The organism is Burkholderia sp. MSMB1072, from assembly GCF_001524725.1.
In the GTDB taxonomy this organism is placed as follows: Bacteria; Pseudomonadota; Gammaproteobacteria; order Burkholderiales; family Burkholderiaceae; genus Burkholderia.
Window position 1 is genome coordinate 130,996 of record NZ_LOYC01000034.1, and the last position, 19,601, is coordinate 150,596.

A 19,601-nucleotide genomic window follows, 5' to 3' on the forward strand; every position below is an offset into this window, starting at 1 on the left:
GAGAAATATGAGCAAAAAACCTCCTTCCCAGAAGCCAGCCGCGCCGGCCAACCCCGCAGCCGCGCCAAGCACACCGGCGACGCCGCCTTACACGCCGCTGAACTGGGCCTTCCCATTCACTCCCGCCGGCAAGGACGACGCATCCGATCCGATGACCTACATGAAGGCTCTTGCGGTCGCTGAGGATGGGTTCTATCCACTAGGCGCGAACGGCATGTGGCACGGCGGCATCCACTTCGACCAGAACACGAGCGCTCAACTGAAGCAAGGTGACGGCATTCGCGCGATTGCCGACGGTGAAGTCGTCGCGTACAGGCTCGACAGCAAATATCCGGAACAGGATTACCAGGACGGCCGACACGCGCTGTATTCGACGGGCTTCGTACTGATTCGCCATCGACTGCAATTACCACCGCCTCCGCTGCCGAAACCGGCCCCCACGAAAAATTCTAAAGGGGAGCCCGTACCAGCATCCAATTCGACGCCGGCACAGAACAAACCGGCGCCGAATGAGACGCTCACGTTCTTCAGCCTGTACATGCATACGATGGACTGGAATAGCTACCAGTCGGCGGCGGAACAGGCAAAGTTCGCCCAAGTCGACCTCTCCAAGTTGAACATGGCACCGATGCCGTATTGGGAAGGCGACCGTTACTACCGGGTCGGAGAAAAAGCGAAAGACAAGCAGAATGTCCCATTGCCGAAGGCACCCATGCCGCCGCAGCGAAACAGCGCCGATAGTGATCCGCTGGGCGACCTCATCCGAAACAATTTCGTGCCGCCAACCGAACCGGAACAAGCAGAGAAAGACGCGACACCGCTTCCCGCCCCGATCACGGGGCTTCGTATCTGTGATCTGCCGAACGGCAAGATCATCGGCATCTTGCCGAAGGGTGCGGAATTGATCGTCTCGGATACGGACGAGCAGGCAAAGGCAAAGCCCGGCTGGGCGAAGATCAAGACGATCAAAACCGGTACCGCGGTCGCAGCGATCGTCGGTCAGCCTGTATCACCGCACGCGCCGTACGGATACGTCTTTCTAGGCGAGCTTGATCCTATAGTGGATCCGAAACCGCTGGACACGGTCGTGGTGCTCAAACAACCGTACGCAGTCAAGGCAGGCGACGTGATCGGTCAGCTCGGTCACTATTTGCGCTACCCGGATGCGAAGTTGTTGCCGGCGAAACCGACTCGGCCACTGCTGCACTTGGAGGTGTTTGCCGGCCCCGAGCTCGAAGCGTTCATCCAAAGGAGTCGCGAACGAGCCAAGCAGTTACCGGCGTCCAAAGCGTTTCTGGAGATCTCGCCGGGCGCGCGGCTCGTCAGCGATCTGCCGGAACCGGACCAGAAGCTGCAACCCGGCGTCAAACTTGCGCCTCTCGCCGGCGACTTGAAGGGCAAGTGGGTCAAGGTACAACCGAAAACGGCCGCGCCCTTACATGGCAGCCGCCACGCGAAACCGGTATTCAACGACGCCGGTACGCCTGTCTGGGTCGACGGCAGCCTCGCCGACACGACCACCACCGCAATCGTACCCGGTTGGAAGGACTTTCCGTTGAGCTTCTCGAACGCAAAGGGGCCGGGCGCGGATTTCCGTGACGTGTTCCGAACTGCCGGCCTAGAGTAGAACGGCGCAGGGAGCATCGCGAAAGACGACAAGGGGCGTCGCTGGTATTACGTGAAGATCGGCGCCAAGGACGGCAAAACACGCGATGGATGGGTGTGCGAGCGAGACCATCCGCTCGTGCGAATGTGCGGGCCGTGGGACTGGCCGGGCTTCGAACTGATCGATAACAGCAGCATCATGCCGATCGACATGCTGAAGCGCTACATCCACGTCGCAGAGCTGTTTCTGGCCGACGAAGACAAAACCGAATTCGAGACGAGCGCGGCCACGGTCAACGGAAGTCCGCTTATAACGACGCTCGAGAAGGCCATTGACGCGAACCACGATGGGAAGGTGACGGCTCAGGAGCTGAAGCACGCGCAGGAAACGCGGTGGACGGCGGAAGCCCTCTCCCACCTCGTCGTGCGCTGCGAAAGTGAATGGGGCGGCGGCCTGGGTAAATGGGAAGCGCTGTCGCCGCTGATGAAGAAGCTGCTGTGGCTGTGGAGGAGCGAAATCGAACGAATCGGGAAGTTGCAGTGGTGGGAGCATGTCGCCAGCGTGAAAGGTTTCCCGAAAGAACCGAACCCGTGGCATCTCCATCCGATCGGGTTGATTGGAAACTTCGCCCAAAAAAGCGAAGAAGGTTGTGGCGATTGCGCCGCTCGTTTCAAGAAGATATCTAAAATTATTCTGAATCACGAGGGTGGAATTGTGAACAACAAAAACGATAAAGGCGGACTCACAAATAGAGGGATAGCTTGGCCGACGTGGCAGAAATATGCCAAGGAAGATCTTGGGGTTGAGCCAACTGTCGAAAATCTAAAAGCGCTTACCGAGAGTCAAGCGGAGGTAATTTATTTAAAGAGATTCTGGGAGCCAAAAGGATTTTGTCAATTCCGCGACGACCGTATTGCCCTTATGACATACGATTGGACAATCACATCCGGCGGCGCCGTGAGGCAAATTCAGAAAATGCTCAATTCAAAATACGGTGCTGGCGTAGGTGAAGATGGCGGCCTCGGATCCAACACAATCAAAGCGATAAACGCGGTTCAAGATCAGGATCAGTTACTCCAGGATATTGCAGAAATTCGCCGAAAATATTACAAGATGCTGGTCGACAATGATTCCAGTCAAGTCGTTTTTTTGAAGGGCTGGATTGGCCGTGTTGATGATTGCCTTCAGGTAAAATTATGAATAGATTGATGCGTATTTTTATTGGCTTGTGCCTTCTTATTGGATTCGAGGCGGCGATTGCGCAAGTGCCTAAAACTGAGGTGAACCCACTTCTTGGCGAATGGCGATATGTGTCTGAGCAACACGAAGGCAAGAAGCCTTATTCTACTTTTGTCATTAAATTACACAAATCCTCGGGCAATCAAGTTGCAGGGAGTTATTGCTTTATCACCGAGGAAGGACGAAGAATTGATTGCGACCCGGAAGGGGGCGACAATTTGGATGGAACGATATCGCTCGACGGATTGCGCGCCACGATCAACTTCTTCTCGTTCTTTGGTGCAAAAAATGGAGTCTCGGATATTTCACTAAGTAACGGAGAGTTACACTGGAAAGTCACAAAAAATCCAGATGGTGATTTTTTTTACGGCCCATTCGATGTTTACCTGACCAAGGACAGCAAAGCATCCAAGAATAGACAGGTGACCGCGAATCGAGCGTACCTATACGCAGAGCCAGTCAGTAAAAATAAATCAAAATCCTACATAATAAAGGGGGATGTGGTTGAATTATTGAACATTTCTGACGATCTCAAGTTCTGGAGGGTTAGATATACCGCGAAAGACGGAAGGATTATAGAGCGCTGGATTGAGTGCGGCACAGTTAACGCATGCCCATAGCTCGGAGCGAAGATGATTAATTTGATTCGGGTAGGCGACGACACCGACCACGGCGGCAAGGTCGAAACAGGGTCAACTTCGATGCGCTTCGATAGCCGCTATGTTGCCCGCAAGGGCGATCGTGTGTCATGCCCGCAGCATCCCGACGTGTCGCCCAACATCATTGAAGAGGGCGATTCGTCGATGACGGATGGCGGCATCCCGATCGCGCGGCACGGCCACCGTGCTACGTGTGGCTGCCACCTGATCTCAAGTCTCGTTTGATCCTGCGGAATCGGGGTGCCGTGTCAACAACTGCCTTCGGTTGTGTATCGAAATCAACGATCGCAGATGTGTAGTGAAGCTGGCTGTAGGAGGGGCAGGTGACGCAGTCGAAATGGATCGGGATTGATCGGTGCAGGCCGAATCGGGTTACATGAAGCCAGAATTGGAAAAGGGGCTACAGGGAAAATTCCTGTAACCCCTTGATTCCTTTGGTCGGAGCGAAAGGATTCGAACCTTCGACCCTCTGATCCCAAATCAGATGCGCTACCAGGCTGCGCTACGCTCCGACGAGCCAAAGATAATAACGTCGAATGGCCGATTCGGTCAATCACGATATGCGGGTAAATGCCCCGGCCGCGAACCGGCCGCGATTTGCGACAATTCTCGTGAGATCGGCCGCCCCGCGCGCATGCGCGCGGCCGCTCGCCGAAGCAAGGAGAACATCATGATGAACCTGATCCTGTGGCGCCACGCCGAGGCCGAAGATTACGCGACGAGCGATCTCGCGCGCCAGTTGACCGTGCGCGGCCGCAAGGATGCGCAGGCAATGGCCAAATGGCTGCGCGGCCGTCTCGAGACGAATACCGTGATCCTCGCGAGCCCGGCGGCGCGCACCGTACAGACCGTCGAGGCACTGACCGACCAGTACCGCACCGTCGACGCGCTTGCCCCAGGCGGCGGCGTCGACGACGTGCTGGCAGCCGCCGGCTGGCCGGAAGGCATCGCCCCGACGGTCGTGATCGTCGGCCACCAGCCGACGCTCGGCAGCGTCGCCGCGCAATTGATCGCCGGCGGCGACGACAGCTGGAGCATCAAGAAGGGCGGAATCGTGTGGCTGGCGAGCCGCACGCGCGACGGCAGCCGGCAGGCCGTGCTGCGGGCGGTCCTGACGCCCGAATTGGTGTAAGGCCCGTCTGAATTGGTTTGAAGGGATTGATCATACCGTTTCGCGAGCTTTCTGCTAAAGTCAAATCGGCGACACGTCATTGAAAGGACACGGTCGTGCCACATAACGGTCACGGCCGATTACTACATTGGCGGGCATGTCGTCCTATTCCTTACGACCAGGAAAGCCTAATGCGAGAACTGCCGACGCCTACGCTCCCTTTTGCCTCGCTGCCCCTCGACACGTCGCGGCGTCACCTGCCGCGCGCCAGTGAAACCGTCACATCGGAGTATCGCCTGCGCGCCGCATGGGCGCGTACGGAAGACGAATTGCGCGAAGCCCAGCGCCTGCGCTACAGCGTGTTCGCCGAAGAGATGGGCGCGCAGGTCAGCGGCCCTTCCGGGCTCGACGTCGATCCGTTCGACGCGTATTGCGACCACCTCCTGGTCCGCGATCTCGACACGTTGAAAGTCGTCGGCACGTACCGCGTGCTGCCGCCGCACCAGGCGGCGCGTGTCGGCCGCCTGTACGCCGAAGGCGAATTCGACCTGTCGCGGCTCACGCACCTGCGCGGCAAGATGGTCGAGGTCGGCCGCTCGTGCGTGCACAGCGACTACCGCAGTGGCGCCGTCATCATGGCGCTGTGGGGCGGCCTCGGCGCGTACATGATGCAGAACGGCTACGAAACGATGCTCGGCTGCGCGAGCGTGTCGATGGCCGATGGCGGTCACTACGCGGCGAACCTGTACCAGTCGCTGTCGGCAGGCTCGCTGACGGCGCCCGAGTATCGCGCGTTCCCGCACACGGCGCTGCCGGTCGACGAACTGCAGACGGGCACCGTGGTCGCGCCGCCGCCGCTGATCAAGGGTTACCTGCGTCTCGGTGCGAAGATTTGCGGCGCACCGGCCTGGGATCCCGACTTCAACTGCGCGGATTTCCTGACGCTGTTCCGCCTGTCGGACATCAACGCGCGCTACGCCCGCCACTTCCTGGGCTGAGCGGGTCGAATCGCGTCGCACCTTCCGAGGTGCGGCGCGCGCAAGCGAACGCCGTCGCGTGGCCTGTGCCGCGCGACGGCGTTCGTGTATGCGGTTCACGTGTGCGTACCTGGCCCCTGATAATTTCAGCGATACGCAGCGATCACCGTGCCGCGGGGCGGCACGTTCGCGGCGGCCCGGAGGAGGGCCGTACGGCAGCGGCGCGCGCTCAGTGCTTGCGCCGCCAGTCGAGCAGGTGGTGTTCCGCCATCCAGTGGTGGATCATCCCTTCGCCTTCGTGGCTGCGCTTGTATTCGCGCGACTCGAAGTACGACAGCGCGACCAGCACCATCACACCGATGAACAGGCCGATCAGGCCCGCAATTTCCTCAGACGACATGGCAGCCTCCTTTCAACGGCCCAGCGCCATGCGTACATAGTAGGACATGCACGGCGCAACTCCGAAACCGGATTTCCGCTAGACTCGGCGCGGTCCCGGCGTGCGATGGGCGCGCCGTTTTCTGGAGCCCTACCTGATGAGCCGTATCATGCTGGCCGTGCTGGCCGTGCTGGTCGCATCCCTTCTTGCCGCCTGCAGCAGCGATCCCCGCCAGGCGCGCCGCGGCCACCCGCCCGAGGATCCGGCCGACTATCGCGGCGTGCCGACCGACATGACGCCGCCGTCGATGCTCGACGCGCCGTCGCCGAAACCCGTGCAGTAACGGTCGCTCGGCCCCGCTGTCACGCGCGGGCCGCGGATGCGGCTTGCGGGTCCGCGCCAATGCGCTGCAACAGCGCCGGCAGGTAGCGCGCGAGCGTCGCGCCGCGCGCCGCCATGAACAGCAGTAGCGCGAACCAGAGACCGTGATTGCCGAACGTGTCGACGGCGGCGAGCGTGGCCGCGATGAAGATCGACAACGACATGACCATCGCGCGCATCAGCGACTGCGTCTGCGTCGCGCCGATGAACACGCCGTCGAGAAGGAAGCCCCAGACCGACACGATCGGCGAGATCGCGGCCCACGGCAGGTAGCGTAGCGCGACGGCGCGGATCTCGGCCTGATCGGTCAGACGCGCGACGATCCAGCCGCCCGCGGCCCAGTAAACGAGCGCGAACAGCAGCGCACCGAGCGCCGACCAGAACAGCGTGACGCGCACGGCTTGCCGGAATGCGTGGCGATCGCGCGCGCCGGCCGCCGCGCCGACGAGCGCCTCGGCCGCATGCGCGAAGCCGTCGAGGCCGTACGCCATGAAGGTCTGAAAATTCAGCAGTAGCGCATTCGCGGCGAGTGTCGCGTCGCCTTGTTTTGCGCCGAGATGCGCGAACCACCCGAATGCGCCGAGCAGGCACAGGGTGCGCAGGAAGATGTCGCGATTGAGCACGATCAGCCGCTTGAGCGCGACCCGATCGGCAAGCGCGCGTACCGCGAGCGGTGCAAGGCCGCGCGGCCGCAGCCGCCACAGCATCCACGCGCCGAGCGCGAAGCCGCACGCGTCCGCGGTGGCGGTCGCGGCGCCGATGCCGGCGATGCCCCAACCGAGACCGTACACGTAGAGCAGCACGGCGCCGATGTTCACCGCATTGATGAACACCTGTGCGACGAGTGCGAGCCGAACGCGCTGCACGCCGAGCAGGTAACCGAGCACCACGTAGTTCGCGAGCGCGAACGGCGCGCTCCAGATCCGTGCGTGGCTGTATGCGAGCGCCGTCGTGTGGACGGCGTCGCTGCCGCCGAGCGCGGACAGCGCGAACGACAGCAGCGGCGCCTGCAGCGCGAGCACCGCGGCGCCGAGCGCGAACGCGACGATCAGCGCGCGCAGCAGATTCAGGCGGATCCCGGCGGCGTTGCCGGCGCCATGCGCCTGCGCGACGAGGCCGGTGGTTCCCATCCGCAGGAAGCCGAAGCCCCAGAACACGAAATTGAAGAACAGCCCGCCGAGCGCGACGCCGCCGAGATATTGCGCCCCGTCGAGGTGGCCGGCGACGGCCGTGTCGACGGCGCCGAGGATCGGCTGGGTCAGGTTCGCAACGACGATCGGGAACGCGAGCGCGAGGACGCGCCGATGCGTGACGGCAGCCGCAGCGCCGCTGGCCCCGTGAGGTAAGGCGGATTCGGACATGGCGGACGCGTCAGGCGCGTTCCTGTACGCAGACCCACGGCGAGACGACGACCGCCCACAGTTCCGGATTGCGCGCCGCGTAGTCGGCTGCGGTCTCGGCCGGCATGCGCGCGACGAGGCCGGACGACAGCCAGCGCGTGACCTGTTCGGTATCGTCGCTGGCGACCGCTTCCGCGACGCTGACGAGATCGAGGTCGCGCGCAACCGACAGCAGCTTGCCCTGCGCGAAGAAGCGCTCGAGATCGCACCAGTCGATCTTGGCGGTCTCGCCGAGGAGTTTGGCGTAGAGCGGGCTGTGCGGCGCGCCCGTGGCGGAGTGTTGATCAGAGGACATCGGTTTCTTGGAAAAACTGCGTGGCGCCACTATAAACCATCCGGCCGGGCGGGCCGAGCGAGCGGGCCGCTCACGCGTCGCGCAGCGCGCGGCGCACGATCTTGCCGGTGGCGGTCATCGGCAGGCTATCGACGAACGCGATCGCGCGCGGATACTCGTGCGCGGCGAGTCGCGTGCGCACGTGTTCCTGCAGCGCGCTCACGAGCGCAGCGTCGCCGGCGTGGCCGGGGTTCAGCACGACGAACGCCTTGACGATTTCGGTGCGCGTCGCGTCGGGCACGCCGACGACGGCCGCCATTCGCACCGCCGGATGCGTGAGCAGGCAATCCTCGATCGGGCCCGGGCCGATCCGGTAACCGGCGCTCGTGATTACGTCGTCGTCGCGGCCGACGAAGCGCACGAAACCGTCGGCATCGATCGTGCCCGTATCGCCGGTGAGCAGGTAGTCGCCCGCGAACTTGTCGCGCGTCGCGCCGGGGTTGCGCCAGTATTCGAGAAACATCACCGGATCGGGGCGGCGCACCGCGATGCGGCCTTCGACGCCGGGCGGCAGCGGCGCGCCCTCAGCGTCGACGATCGCGACCGCATGGCCGGGCACCGCCTTGCCGATCGCGCCGGGCTGCGCATCGAACAGCGCCGCGCACGACGACAGCACCATGTTGCACTCGGTCTGCCCGTAGAACTCGTTGATCGTCACGCCGAGCGCGTCGCGGCCCCACGCCGTCAATTCGGTGCCGAGCGATTCGCCGCCGCTTGCGACCGATTTCAGCGACAACGCGTAGCGTTCGCGCGGCGCCGCGACGGCGCGCATCAGCTTCAGCGCGGTGGGCGGCAGAAACGCGTGGGTGACGCCGTGCCGCGCCATCAGCGCGAACGCCGCGTCGCCGTCGAATTTCTCGAAGCGGCGCGCGAGTACCGGCACGCCGTGATGCCATGACGGCAGCAGCACGTCGAGCAGCCCGCCGATCCATGCCCAGTCGGCGGGCGTCCAGAACAGGCGTGCGTCGCGCGGGAAGCACTGCTGCGACATCTCGACGCCCGGCAGGTGGCCGAGCAGCACGCGATGCGCGTGTAGCGCGCCTTTCGGCTTGCCCGTCGTGCCGGACGTATAGATGATCACGGCCGGATCGTCGGCGGCCGTATCGGCCGGCACGAAGTCCGGCGATTCGGCGGTGAGCGCCGCGTCATAGCGAAGCACGCCCGGCGCATCGGGCACATCGTCGCCGATGCAGTAGACGGTATGCAGTGCCGGCAGCCGTGCGCGCAGCGGCGCGATCTTCGCGTAGCCGGCCGCGTCGGTGACGAGCGTGGCGGCTTCGCTGTTCGCGAGCCGGTACTCGAGCGCATCGACGCCGAACAGCGTGAAGAGCGGCACGGCGATCGCGCCGAACTTGTACGCGGCGAGATGGGCGATCGCCGTTTCGGGGCTCTGCGCGAGAAAGATGCCGATCCGGTCGCCGCGCCGCAGGCCGGCGCGCGCAAAGCTGTTCGCGAGCCGGTTAGAAGCATTCTTCAGGTCGTCGAACGTGATGCGGGAGACGTCGCCTTGCGCCGTTTCGTGGATCAGCGCGAGGCGTCCGCTGCCGTCGGCCCATTTGTCGCACACGTCCACGCCGATGTTGTAATGCGTCGGAATGTCCCAGTGGAAGCGGGAGAGGAGGTGGTCGTAGCGGTCGGCGGCGGGCAGCATCGCATGGTCTCCCGGATGTCGGCGTGGCGTCGGGTGAACGGCTTACATCAGGATTTCACGCAGACGAATTCACAATGGTGTTCGCTGATAGGGAATGTTCTGACTCGTCCAACAGTTACGGCTCAGTGCACGATTCCACAATGACGCATAAGATCAAGACAAAACAGTGGTGTGACCATGGATTTGCTTCTGATAGCTGCGGGGTTCAGCCTGATCGGAATCGGTGTGCTGGTGGCGTTTGCTCGTCATGTCGATCCGTTGTCCGGCCGTTTCACCGGACGTCTGCGCAAGCGCTGACTCGATTTTTTCCGTTTTCGCCGTGACGGCACGCGATGCGCGCCGGCGTCGCGTGCCGTCCATCGCGCGCTCAGCGCGCCGGCAGGTAGCGTGACGGATCGATCGAGCGGCCGCCATAGCGCAACTCGAAATGCAGCGCGACGCGATCGCTGTCGCTGTTGCCCATCTCGGCAATCGATTGCCCTTGCGTGACCGACTGGCCTTCCTTCACCAGCAACGCGCGGTTGTGCGCGTAGGCCGTCAGGTAATCGGCGTTGTGCTTCAGGATGATCAGGTTGCCGTAGCCGCGCAACCCGTTACCGGCATAGACCACGACACCCGGTGCGGCCGCGACCACGGGCGTGCCCGGCGAATTCGCGATATCGATGCCCTTCGATTTCGAACCGTCGAACGTGCGCACCACGTTGCCGGCCGCCGGCCAGATCAGCGCAATGCTCGTGGCCGGTTTCACGGCAGATTCGACCGGCGCGGAAGGGGCCGGCCGCGCGCGGCCTGCGCTGCCGGTGCCGGTGGTCGATGGCGTCGACGCGGTGGCCGTGCCGGGCGGCGGTGCGACGCGCAGCACCTGGCCGACTTCGATCGCATCGGGGTTCGTCATCTGGTTCCAGCGCACGATGCTCTGTACCGACGTGCGGTTTTCACGCGCGATCTTGTAGAGCGTGTCGCCACGCTCGACGCGATAGAACCCGGGGCCGACGGGCGCGGAGCCGCACGCGACGAGCAGGGCGGCGCAGGCGGCTGCGAAGAGTCGCTTCGTTGTTGTTCCGAACATTGAACCTCGCAAAACCCTGCCGCGCGTGACGCGGCAGGCAACACAAAACGTCCGATTTTAACGGGTTCGACCCGCGCACCGCAGTTTCGGTCGCAGGCGGGCCGCCGCGCCCCGGTTCGATGCGTGCCGAATCAGCCGGCGAGCGGGGCGACGCGGATCCGCAGCGTGGCCGTTTCGGTCGCGCCCGGTGCGAGCATGCGCAGCCCGAGGCCGTTGTGGATCGCATCGGGCAGGCCGAGCCACGGCTCGACGCAATAGAAGTCCGAATCCGGCTTTTCGGTCCACGTCGTGACCGCATACCACGGGATCGAGCCCGGCACGTCCAGCGCGATCTCGATCGTGCGACGGCGGCCCGGCATCACGATGCGCACCGGCGCGGACGGCTCGCCATCGAGACAGTGGAAACGATCGAGGATGTCCGGATTGTCGAGGCGGTAACGGGCTTCGCCTGGTTCGAGCGGGCTGATCGAGCCGTCCGCGCGCTGTTGGCAACGGCGGGTCGGCGGCAGCTCGAGGAGGGTGTCGGCCCGCTCGTCGTGCGGCAGCGCGAAGTAGAAATGGTGGCCGGCGTAATAGGGTAGTGGCGTGTCGCCGCGATTGGCGGTCGTCAGCGCGACCTCCAGCGTATGCGCGTCGGCCAGCCGGTAGGTCGTTTCGAACCGGAAATCGAACGGGTAGCTCGCGTGCAGCGCGTCGTTCGCGTCGAGCGTCATCGTCAGCGCGGCGCCGTCGGCCGACGGGTGCGCGTCGAACGGCAGGTCGCGCGCAAAACCGTGCATCGGCAGATCGCGAACCACGCCGGCGGCGTCGCGCCAGCGACCGATTTCACCGTCGACGCGGTGGCGGCCGAGGAACGGAAACAGCAGCGGATTGCCGCCGCGCACGCGGGCGAGGTTGTTCCAATCGGCGGTTTCCGGCCAGAAGATCACCGGTTCGCCATCGACGTGCCAGGACAGCAGACGGCCGCCGAATTGCGGAGCGACCCGGGCGAGCGACGGGCCGGCGTGAAGTTCGTGAATGTCGTGTTGCTGGAAGGTGGGCATGGCGAATCGGGTTGGAAGTGACTGGAGCAACGTGCGTTCCATTATCGGGCCGCGGTCGGTCGGGGAAAACCCTTCTCGGGAAATTGCGAGTTTTTAACGCTGTCGACGGTCTGGATAATGCCTCTAAACCGGTGATGTTGCCGGGTCATGACACTTCGCGGAGGGGGCCATGGATCTGGCAATGGCAATGGGAATCGCACTGTTCGGCATGTTTACCGGCAGCACGGTATTATTTTTCTATCAGCTCGGCCGCTGACGGCAATTTCTGCCGAAGCCTACAAGCCCGCCATGCAAATGGCGGGCTTTTTGCTTTCTGAGCGCTTACAAGTTGCAAGCGTTTGTGTGCATTGCCGCAATATCCTGCCAAATGCCTTGGCGCAGTAATCCTGCCTCGGCATAATCGGGGCGCGTTTTTCAGGACGCGCATCGCGTCGTCCGCCTTCCTTCCCGCTTAATCTTCACTAAAAGGACCGACGCGTGAGCCTCTGGTTTCTGGTATTCCTGAGCGTCCTGCAGGGCGTTACCGAACTCTTCCCCGTCAGCAGTCTTGGCCATACGCTGCTCGTGCCGGCGCTGTTCGGCATGCACATCGACAAGCACGCGCCGCAACTGCTGCCCTTTCTCGTCGCGCTCCACCTCGGCACCGCTCTGGCGCTGCTGTGGTACTTCCGCGCGCGCTGGATCGCGCTGATCGGCGGCTTCTTCGCGCAGCTCGGCGGCCGCAAGAACGACGACGGGCACCTGATGTGGGCGCTGATCATCGGCACGATTCCGACCGGCATCGTCGGGCTGCTGCTCGAGAAGCGCATCGAACGCGTGTTTCACGATCTGCGGATCGTCGCGATCGCGCTGATCGTCAATGGCGTGTTGCTGTGGCTCGGCGATCGTATTCAGCGCAGCCGCGCGCATCGGCCGCCCGAGAAGATGACGTTCAAGCAGGCGTTCTTCGTGGGCCTCGCGCAGATCGGCGCACTGATTCCGGGCTTCTCGCGCAGCGGGTTGACGATGATCGCCGGCAACGCGGCGGGGCTGACGGCGGAGAAGGCGGCGGAATTTTCGTTCCTGCTCGGCACGCCGATCATCTTCGCCGCGGGCGTGCTCGAATTGCCGAAGCTGTTCCATGCGCGCGATCAGCTCGCCGATGCGCTGCTCGGCGGCGTGCTGACGGCGATCGCCGCGTACCTGAGCGTGCGGTTCCTGATGCGCTATTTCGAAGGGCGCGGCCGGCTCGCGTCGTTCGGCGTGTATTGCGTGATCGCCGGCGTGTTCTGCCTCGGCTGGTTCATGCTGCATCCGCAGCCGGTTTGACGCCGCGGGCGCCAGTCTCGCGTGATCCGGCGCAATGATCGGGTATAATTTCGGGCTCGGCTTCGTGTCGGGCCCGTTTTGGTTTCGGGGGTTTGAGTGGTTGTGATTGCGGGCGGTGTTGCCGTTGCTCGTCGCTCAAAAGCCCGATGCTCCAATGCGGTCCGCGTCAGGCCGTGTCTTTTCTCCCTCGACCGCCCTTAGCTCAGTTGGATAGAGCAACGGCCTTCTAAGCCGTAGGTCACACGTTCGAATCGTGTAGGGCGGGCCAATAACATCAGTGCGTCGGCTGATAGTTTCAAATTTCCCATCCCCTGTCGGCATGCTCGTGTAGGCAACGTGTAGCGGCGGTATGGAAGCGCAATCCGGCACCGGGCATCATGATTCATCCGGATCAAGCCAGCTAATTGCCGGTCGGTGGCACGGAACGGTGATGTCGTGCGTGTGCGTACGATGGCCGGAAGCTAGGGCTTAAGCTGATGCACCCAATCGCAACGGAACGTGGTGGTCAATGCATCTCGACGGAATACGTGAACTCCAGCACAGGCTCGAGTGGAAATGCCATATCGGGCATCGCTCGTTCGCGACGCCGAATACGATCCGAAACGGACCCTGGTGTCGACAGTGCACCTATCTGGAGATGACGACAAATCCGAAGACCATTCGCAAGCACCGCCACTTGCGACCAAGGTCTGATAGCGCACCAGGCGGGCAGTCTGGCGTTCAGGTGAGGATGTTTTAGAATTTGGCAGGCTGATACGATCAGCATGGAGCGCCCGAATAATTGTAAGAAATGAAAACGAGGGCGTCATGTTCAAGGGCATCAGTGCCATTGTGATTAGGGTGGGTCCTTCTTGTCGCTGCTGCAATCAGCGCACAGTCGACTAGAGAATTTCTTCGAACATCGATTGTGGTACCGGGCCTCGTCGTTAAGCTCAATGTCGGCGGATACCCTCCCGAGATTCAATTTACCATCAAGACAGGACAGCAGATTTCGTATCCGCAAGGCGGGATTGTCACGAAAGTGGAACTCGGTTAGCGAGTCGAGGTGCGATACCAAGCCGACGATCCCGATGGCAGCGCAACGATGAATGTCTTCGCCGCGATCTGGGATTCGCCGATCGTTTTTACCATCATGGCGGCGTTCGCGATCGTGTGCGGAGTTATGAGTTTTCGGTCGCGGACATAGCGTGAGAATAGACAAGGTTATTTTTGTTGCGCGCGCCGGTTGTGCGTTCCGACGTGCACTCTCTTGAGGCACTGGAATGCAGTGGGATAGTCCCATCTTCCGGGCTCGCGTTGTGTATCATCCCGGCTGCTATTTGACGAGCGAGCACATTTATGTACAAAGTCGTAGCCTTTGTCGTGATCGGAGTTGGCTTTTTGATCGCAGCGGCTATAAACGTTCAGCTGACGCGTGAATTCATGCGGACGTCGATCATGGTGCCGGGCGAAGTGGTGAAGTTGAACGCGGGCGGTTATCACCCTGAAATCGAGTTCATAACCAAGTCAGGCGAACACGTTTCGTATCCGCAAGGCGGTATCGTGTCAAAAATGGCCGTCGGCGATCGACCGCAGGTGCGCTATCTTGCCGAGAATCCGATTCCGACTGCGAGAATCGATCGGTTCGATGCGATCTGGGGGAACGCGGTCTTTTTCGCAGTCTTCGGATTGGGCTTTATCGTTTGTGGGCTGATCAACCTTCCGTCACGACAATAACCAGATCACTGGGGCGCGGGCATGTCATTTCTGAGGCTGAGCAAGTGGACCTATAACACCGGGGCAGGCGGCGGTCTGAGCGTTGAGATCGTAATGGCAACGGGCGGCACGATCATACTGACGGACCCTGAGAAGCACGATCAGAGCTTCTACTACGGTGGCGTCGGCGTCGGGATCGGCGCGGGTCTGAAGATCCCAAAAATCAAATTGCCGAGGTTCTCGACACCTGAGATCAAGCTGCCGCCGATTCGGGGCCGCAGCGTTGGGGCGGCGGGCTCCACACTGGACTTTCCGAGTTACGGCAGTATCTACATGACGAGCGCGTTTCGCGGTACTGAACTGTCGCGATCGGATTTTCAGGGCGGAACGATTTACGTCGACGGGTCGTTGTCGGCGATTTATGGCTGGGCGGGTGATGCAATGTTGCTCGGCATGAATCCTGCATTGCTCGCGGCTGGATTGTCAGGCCCCGGCTTTAGTTGGCTGCTCCAACGAGCAATTTCGGAGGCGCCGGCTGTGTTGATCATGCGTGGGCAAACGGTCGGCTTCCAGGCCGGGGGAAGTATCGGGATTCTTGCCGGATATGTTCACTGAGTTAGACCAACGGTTGCGTGCCGGGCTGCGGCGCGCACCGCAAAAGCTCCTTGCCGCTCTCGGCCGATAACACGACGAGTTGAACGTAGCTGTTTGATTGAGCGTACGGGCCGAAGAACCGGTCCATGACGGCCGAGAACCGATGCAGGCTGACATCTCGTGTCGCAGCCTCCGAGAACGAAAGCAGGATCTCCACACCGCGAACGAATGACGGGAAGTGATTGTCGAGAGACATCCACCTGATCGCCGGTTTGTAGTCGATGGATACGATCGCGTCGATGCAACGTTGGGCAACCACGCTGGAACGCGGAGCATGGAAACGGAGAAACTCCTTCAGCGCGGGTAGTCCGGTCCGCGTCAGGTCGAGCGGATGCGGCGCCAGTGCCGACAGGACGCGCCAAAGTACACCGCCACGCGGCAAGGCAGTCGGCAAGGTGGGGCGGGAGAGCAGCATGATCGGGCACGCCAACGCCGAACCCTCGTACAGAAGATCGCTGTCCGGCGCACCGATCGGCAACCGGGACGGCATGGCTCCGTTGGTTGCCAGTACATCGACATCGACCTGAGGGTGTCGCGGATGAGCAGTTTGACCTTTTAAGTCGACCAACGCCAGTTGCAATTCCGCCAGCGGTTCGTTCGGCATGGCTTCCGGATCTCGGTAGGCCAGCCAATAGATGGCAGACGAATCTGTGGGCCGCGCGTGACTGAATGCACGATACGGCCACACATGCGTGCGCGGTGCCGCGTGTGATGCGATGGCGGCCTTGTCTGCGTCCGATTTCGTGCGCTCGCCTAGATACACGGCTTCGACCGAATAGATGCTCAACGGAATGCCGGTTGCCATAGGGATCGGCGTGATCGGATAGGCGGCATCACTACTGGTTAGCTGGATAGGTGATGCCGCGCGTTCGAACAGGTTGACGACCGGCGTGCAAAACAATCGGAACGTGCGGATGTTCAGCGTTGCCAGGATCTGAGCGGCCCCGGAATCATGGGCGGTGCCTTGCACGGCGATGTGAAGCGTCAGTCGTCGAGCTGCTTCGGCGCGCGCGGCGCGACGCATTCGACCCAGGTCGATGTCGACGAAATCAAACTTCTCGGGGAAGGCAAAATACTCGATCAGATGCCGGAACGATTGTGCGCTCGTGTCATCCTCGTTCGGCAACAAGCGCTCGCCATCGGCAAAGCCAGCCGGCTCAATGGGGACTTTCGGCAAGCGGGTCCAGCGTCCGCTTTCGTCCACCTCCACGTAGGCGGCCGATGCGCGAAGCAACAGCGTATCGGAAAGCGCGGCGACGAGCGGCCGCTCTCCGGACAGATGTAGCCGCACCGGGGCGGATGGAATGGCGTCATCGAATGCTTGCGACGCGGATTCGCTTGTAAAGGTAATCGAAACGATCCCCGTCACTTCCGCCGGGATGCGCGCCGCTGCTGGTGCAAGCGTCGCTGGCGAATAGCGAGCCGAGTGAATACGCAATGGCGACAACGTGACGTCGTAGACGGTACGGAAGCGACACGGTGCGGCATTGGCGTCCAGCATCGTGCCGCGCGCGATCGTCAGCGGTTCGGTAAGCTGACCGAACAGAACCGATGGGTCGAACGAGGCAATCGCGCACGACGGGACCGTGCGCAGATACTGCGGATAGGCAATTTCGAGAAGTGCCTCGGTGAATTGCGGGTAGTCGTCATCGAGCTTCGCATCGACACGGGCGGCTAGCAGCGCGAACGTCTGTGCCATTCGGTCGACGTGCGGATCTTCGACGTGGCCGCCAGACATGCCCAGGCGTGCTGCAATCTTCGGAAAGCGTCGAGCAAAGTCCGCCAGACTGCGTGCAAGCAGTCCGACTTCACGTTCGTAGTGTGACAGCAGGTGGTCCATTCGTCGCAAATAAACAAAATCCGCGATAACCCGTCCCCGTTTTCCCGGGGCCGACATCTAGTCCAAATGATGCGAGGACATATTAAAATGGCCGCGCCAACAAAAATCTGCCCCCTCCGCTGAGAGATTCCGAGGCTACATATGCAAATGTCCGAAATTGCGAGCTTCTTCCAGCTCCAGAGCAATCGCCTGTTTACGATTGAAACGCCTTTGAAAGGTCGATCGGATTTGGTACTCGTCGATTTCCATTGTACCGAGGGGTTATCTCAGAATTTCGAGATACATGTCCGGCTCGCGTCGCAAGACAAGAATATCGAGCTGAAGAAGCTGATCGGACAGCCCGTGACAATTACGTTACAGCTCACCGATGCGCTCGCCAGTTCCGAAGAACGCTACTTCCACGGATACGTCGCGGCGTTTTCGCATCTGGATACCGATGGCGGTTTTGCGATGTATAGCGCAACGATCCTGCCGTGGCTTTGGATGCTCTCTCGCCGGCAGGATATTCGGATCTTTCAGGAAGAGAATACAGAGGCGATTCTCTCGCGCGTGTTTCGCGAGTACGGCAAGCTCGCGTCGTTCGAGTTTCGGCTCTCGAAGGGAACGCAGAATCGCAGCTATTGCACGCAGTACAGGGAAACCGATCTAGCCTTTGTCGAACGGCTGATGCGAGAGGATGGCCTGTTCTATTACTTCGAGCATGCGAAGGATGGGCACAAGCTGATCATTGCCGATAACTCGGTGACCGCGAAGCCGATCGACGGGCGCAGCCCATCGCTGCAATACAACCAGGGGGAGGCGATGGACAATCTTGCCGTCGTCACGTCGTTTCAAGCGCAGCGTCAGCTTGCACCGGACACGGTCGGACTGAAAACTTTCGACTACAAAATTCCCCATGCCCGGCGATTCGTGTCGGGTGGTACGGAAGTCAATCAAGGCGACGTACCGTCCTACGAGATCTACGACTACCTCGGCGAGCATGGTTTCGCTGACAGCGATCGAGGTGAAGAGCTCGCGCGCTTCCGAACGGAAGCGCTGGCTGCACACAGCAAGACGTTCGTCGGGGTGACGACGGGGCGGCGGATGATGCCGTGCCGATACTTCGAACTGGACGACCACTACGATCACGCCAGTACCAAACAGGAAGACCGACAATTCTTGTTGCTGACTGTCTCGCACACTGGCACGAACAACTATGAGCCCGGTGAAGCGACTTCGGCGTACTCATGCAGCTTCACCTGCATCCGCAAGAAAATTCCGTACCGTCCGGCGTTCGAGGGCGAGCGTCCGACGATCGTCGGGCCGCAGACTGCGATCGTCGTAGGGCCGAAAGGCGAGGAGATTTATACGGATAGCCTCGGCCGGGTGAAGGTGCAGTTCCACTGGGATCGTCTCGGCAAACGCGACCAAGGGAGCTCCTGCTGGGTGCGCGTGAGCCAGCCGTGGGCGGGCAGCGGTTTCGGGATGATTCAGATCCCGCGAATCGGGGATGAAGTGGTCGTGAGTTTCCTGGATGGAAATCCGGACCGTCCCCTTGTGACGTCGCGCGTTTACAACTCCCAGAACATGCCGCCGTGGGCGTTGCCAGCCAACGCGACACAGAGCGGGATTCTGACGCGTTCGACCAAGACCGGCAACGTCAACACGGCCAATGCGATTCGCTTCGAGGACAAGAAGGGCGAGGAAGAGGTCTGGCTTCACGCAGAGAAGGATCAGCGTATCGAGGTCGAGCACGACGAGTCGCATTGGGTAGGTAACGACCGCACCAAGAACATCGATCACGATGAGACTGTGCACGTCGGCCACGATCGTACGGAAACGGTCGACAACAACGAGACGATTCACGTTGGGGTGGATCGCACCGAGACCGTTGGCAACAACGAGACGCTGACGGTCGGCGGCAACCGGAACGAGACGATCGAGGGGATGGAGAATCTTCTGATTGCACTGACGTCCACGGAGACGGTAGGGCTTGCGAAAGCACTGACCGTGGGCGGCGCGTATACGGTGACGGTAGCAGGCGCAATCAATACTGCGGCCGGCCTTGCCAGTGCTGAGGAAGTCGGTCTGTCGAAAACCACGATGGTGGGCAAGACCTACACGGTTACTGCAGGCGATCGCATTGAGCTGCGAACCGGTAAAGCGTCGATCGTTTTGGAAAGCAGCGGTCACATCACGATTAGCGGGACGAGCATTGACATTCTCGGTTCCGACGCGGTGACGGTTGATGGAAAGACCGTCGATCTGAACTGAGC

Annotated in this window: 16 protein-coding genes, 2 tRNA genes and 1 pseudogene; 11 read left to right on the plus strand and 8 right to left on the minus strand. The window is 61.6% G+C overall.

Annotation, left to right across the window (positions count from 1 at the left end; genetic code table 11):
* The first annotated feature begins 7 nt into the window (after positions 1–7).
* The 3 genes and pseudogenes from WS89_RS18065 (at position 8) to WS89_RS32700 (ending at position 3,729) form a co-directional block, all read left to right on the plus strand.
* A pseudogene (locus tag WS89_RS18065) lies at positions 8–2,806 on the plus strand (glycoside hydrolase family 108 protein).
* The gene (locus WS89_RS34240) at positions 2,803–3,465 is read left to right on the plus strand and encodes a hypothetical protein (protein WP_082741894.1); all 663 of its coding nucleotides are present in this window, start codon (positions 2,803–2,805) and stop codon (positions 3,463–3,465) included. Before WS89_RS18065 ends, WS89_RS34240 begins: the two are co-directional and overlap by 4 nt.
* A 12-nt stretch (positions 3,466–3,477) precedes the next feature.
* Positions 3,478–3,729 (plus strand): PAAR domain-containing protein, encoded by a 252-nt coding sequence (locus tag WS89_RS32700; protein ID WP_082741895.1) that lies wholly within the window; start codon positions 3,478–3,480, stop codon positions 3,727–3,729.
* 210 nt (positions 3,730–3,939) lie between these two features.
* On the opposite strand, the gene WS89_RS18070 is transcribed toward WS89_RS32700, so the two are convergent.
* A tRNA-Pro gene (locus WS89_RS18070) sits at positions 3,940–4,016 on the minus strand.
* Between the two features lie 158 nt (positions 4,017–4,174).
* Here WS89_RS18070 and sixA point away from each other — a divergent pair.
* Complete coding sequence (sixA, locus tag WS89_RS18075) at positions 4,175–4,636, plus strand: phosphohistidine phosphatase SixA (protein WP_059501998.1); 462 nt, start codon at positions 4,175–4,177, stop codon at positions 4,634–4,636.
* Between the two features lie 170 nt (positions 4,637–4,806).
* On the plus strand, positions 4,807–5,613 hold the full coding sequence (locus WS89_RS18080) for a GNAT family N-acetyltransferase (protein ID WP_034206968.1): 807 nt from the start codon (positions 4,807–4,809) through the stop codon (positions 5,611–5,613).
* Between the two features lie 208 nt (positions 5,614–5,821).
* Here the strand turns inward: WS89_RS18080 and WS89_RS34245 are convergent, their stop codons facing one another.
* Positions 5,822–5,992 (minus strand): hypothetical protein, encoded by a 171-nt coding sequence (locus WS89_RS34245; protein WP_175888554.1) that lies wholly within the window; start codon positions 5,990–5,992, stop codon positions 5,822–5,824.
* A 136-nt stretch (positions 5,993–6,128) separates the two neighbouring features.
* On the opposite strand from WS89_RS34245, the gene WS89_RS18085 reads away from it, so the two are divergent.
* Positions 6,129–6,314: a hypothetical protein gene (locus WS89_RS18085; protein ID WP_059792423.1), complete on the plus strand. Its 186-nt coding sequence runs from the start codon at positions 6,129–6,131 to the stop codon at positions 6,312–6,314.
* 19 nt (positions 6,315–6,333) lie between these two features.
* Here the strand turns inward: WS89_RS18085 and WS89_RS18090 are convergent, their stop codons facing one another.
* The 5 genes from WS89_RS18090 to WS89_RS18110 form a co-directional block, all read right to left on the minus strand.
* Complete coding sequence (locus WS89_RS18090; protein WP_059792424.1) at positions 6,334–7,713, minus strand: MATE family efflux transporter; 1,380 nt, start codon at positions 7,711–7,713, stop codon at positions 6,334–6,336.
* Between the two features lie 10 nt (positions 7,714–7,723).
* Entirely contained in the window at positions 7,724–8,047 is a 324-nt protein-coding gene (locus WS89_RS18095; RefSeq protein ID WP_059792427.1) for a DUF2288 domain-containing protein, read from the minus strand.
* Between the two features lie 70 nt (positions 8,048–8,117).
* Positions 8,118–9,737 (minus strand): acyl-CoA synthetase, encoded by a 1,620-nt coding sequence (locus WS89_RS18100; protein ID WP_059792429.1) that lies wholly within the window; start codon positions 9,735–9,737, stop codon positions 8,118–8,120.
* Positions 9,738–10,104: 367 nt separating this feature from the next.
* Positions 10,105–10,806, minus strand: a complete 702-nt coding sequence (locus WS89_RS18105; RefSeq protein WP_059502006.1) for a peptidoglycan DD-metalloendopeptidase family protein — start codon at positions 10,804–10,806, stop codon at positions 10,105–10,107.
* A gap of 131 nt (positions 10,807–10,937) precedes the next feature.
* Positions 10,938–11,849 (minus strand): aldose epimerase family protein, encoded by a 912-nt coding sequence (locus WS89_RS18110; RefSeq protein ID WP_059502007.1) that lies wholly within the window; start codon positions 11,847–11,849, stop codon positions 10,938–10,940.
* A gap of 477 nt (positions 11,850–12,326) precedes the next feature.
* Here WS89_RS18110 and WS89_RS18115 point away from each other — a divergent pair, with 477 nt between their 5' ends.
* The 4 genes from WS89_RS18115 to WS89_RS18130 all read left to right on the plus strand — a co-directional run bounded on the left by WS89_RS18115 (position 12,327) and on the right by WS89_RS18130 (position 15,467).
* Positions 12,327–13,157, plus strand: a complete 831-nt coding sequence (locus WS89_RS18115; protein WP_034206973.1) for an undecaprenyl-diphosphate phosphatase — start codon at positions 12,327–12,329, stop codon at positions 13,155–13,157.
* A gap of 191 nt (positions 13,158–13,348) precedes the next feature.
* Positions 13,349–13,425, plus strand: a tRNA-Arg gene (locus WS89_RS18120).
* 1,070 nt (positions 13,426–14,495) lie between these two features.
* Positions 14,496–14,873, plus strand: coding sequence for a DUF3592 domain-containing protein (locus tag WS89_RS18125; protein ID WP_059792431.1), 378 nt, complete (start codon positions 14,496–14,498; stop codon positions 14,871–14,873).
* Positions 14,874–14,894: 21 nt separating this feature from the next.
* The gene (locus WS89_RS18130; protein WP_038799237.1) at positions 14,895–15,467 is read left to right on the plus strand and encodes a hypothetical protein; all 573 of its coding nucleotides are present in this window, start codon (positions 14,895–14,897) and stop codon (positions 15,465–15,467) included.
* A 1-nt stretch (position 15,468) separates the two neighbouring features.
* Here the strand turns inward: WS89_RS18130 and tssF are convergent, their stop codons facing one another.
* Positions 15,469–17,346: a type VI secretion system baseplate subunit TssF gene (tssF, locus tag WS89_RS18135; protein WP_059792433.1), complete on the minus strand. Its 1,878-nt coding sequence runs from the start codon at positions 17,344–17,346 to the stop codon at positions 15,469–15,471.
* Between the two features lie 141 nt (positions 17,347–17,487).
* Between tssF and WS89_RS18140 the strand changes: the two genes are divergently transcribed.
* Positions 17,488–19,599, plus strand: coding sequence for a type VI secretion system Vgr family protein (locus tag WS89_RS18140; protein WP_059792435.1), 2,112 nt, complete (start codon positions 17,488–17,490; stop codon positions 19,597–19,599).
* Positions 19,600–19,601 lie beyond the last annotated feature (2 nt).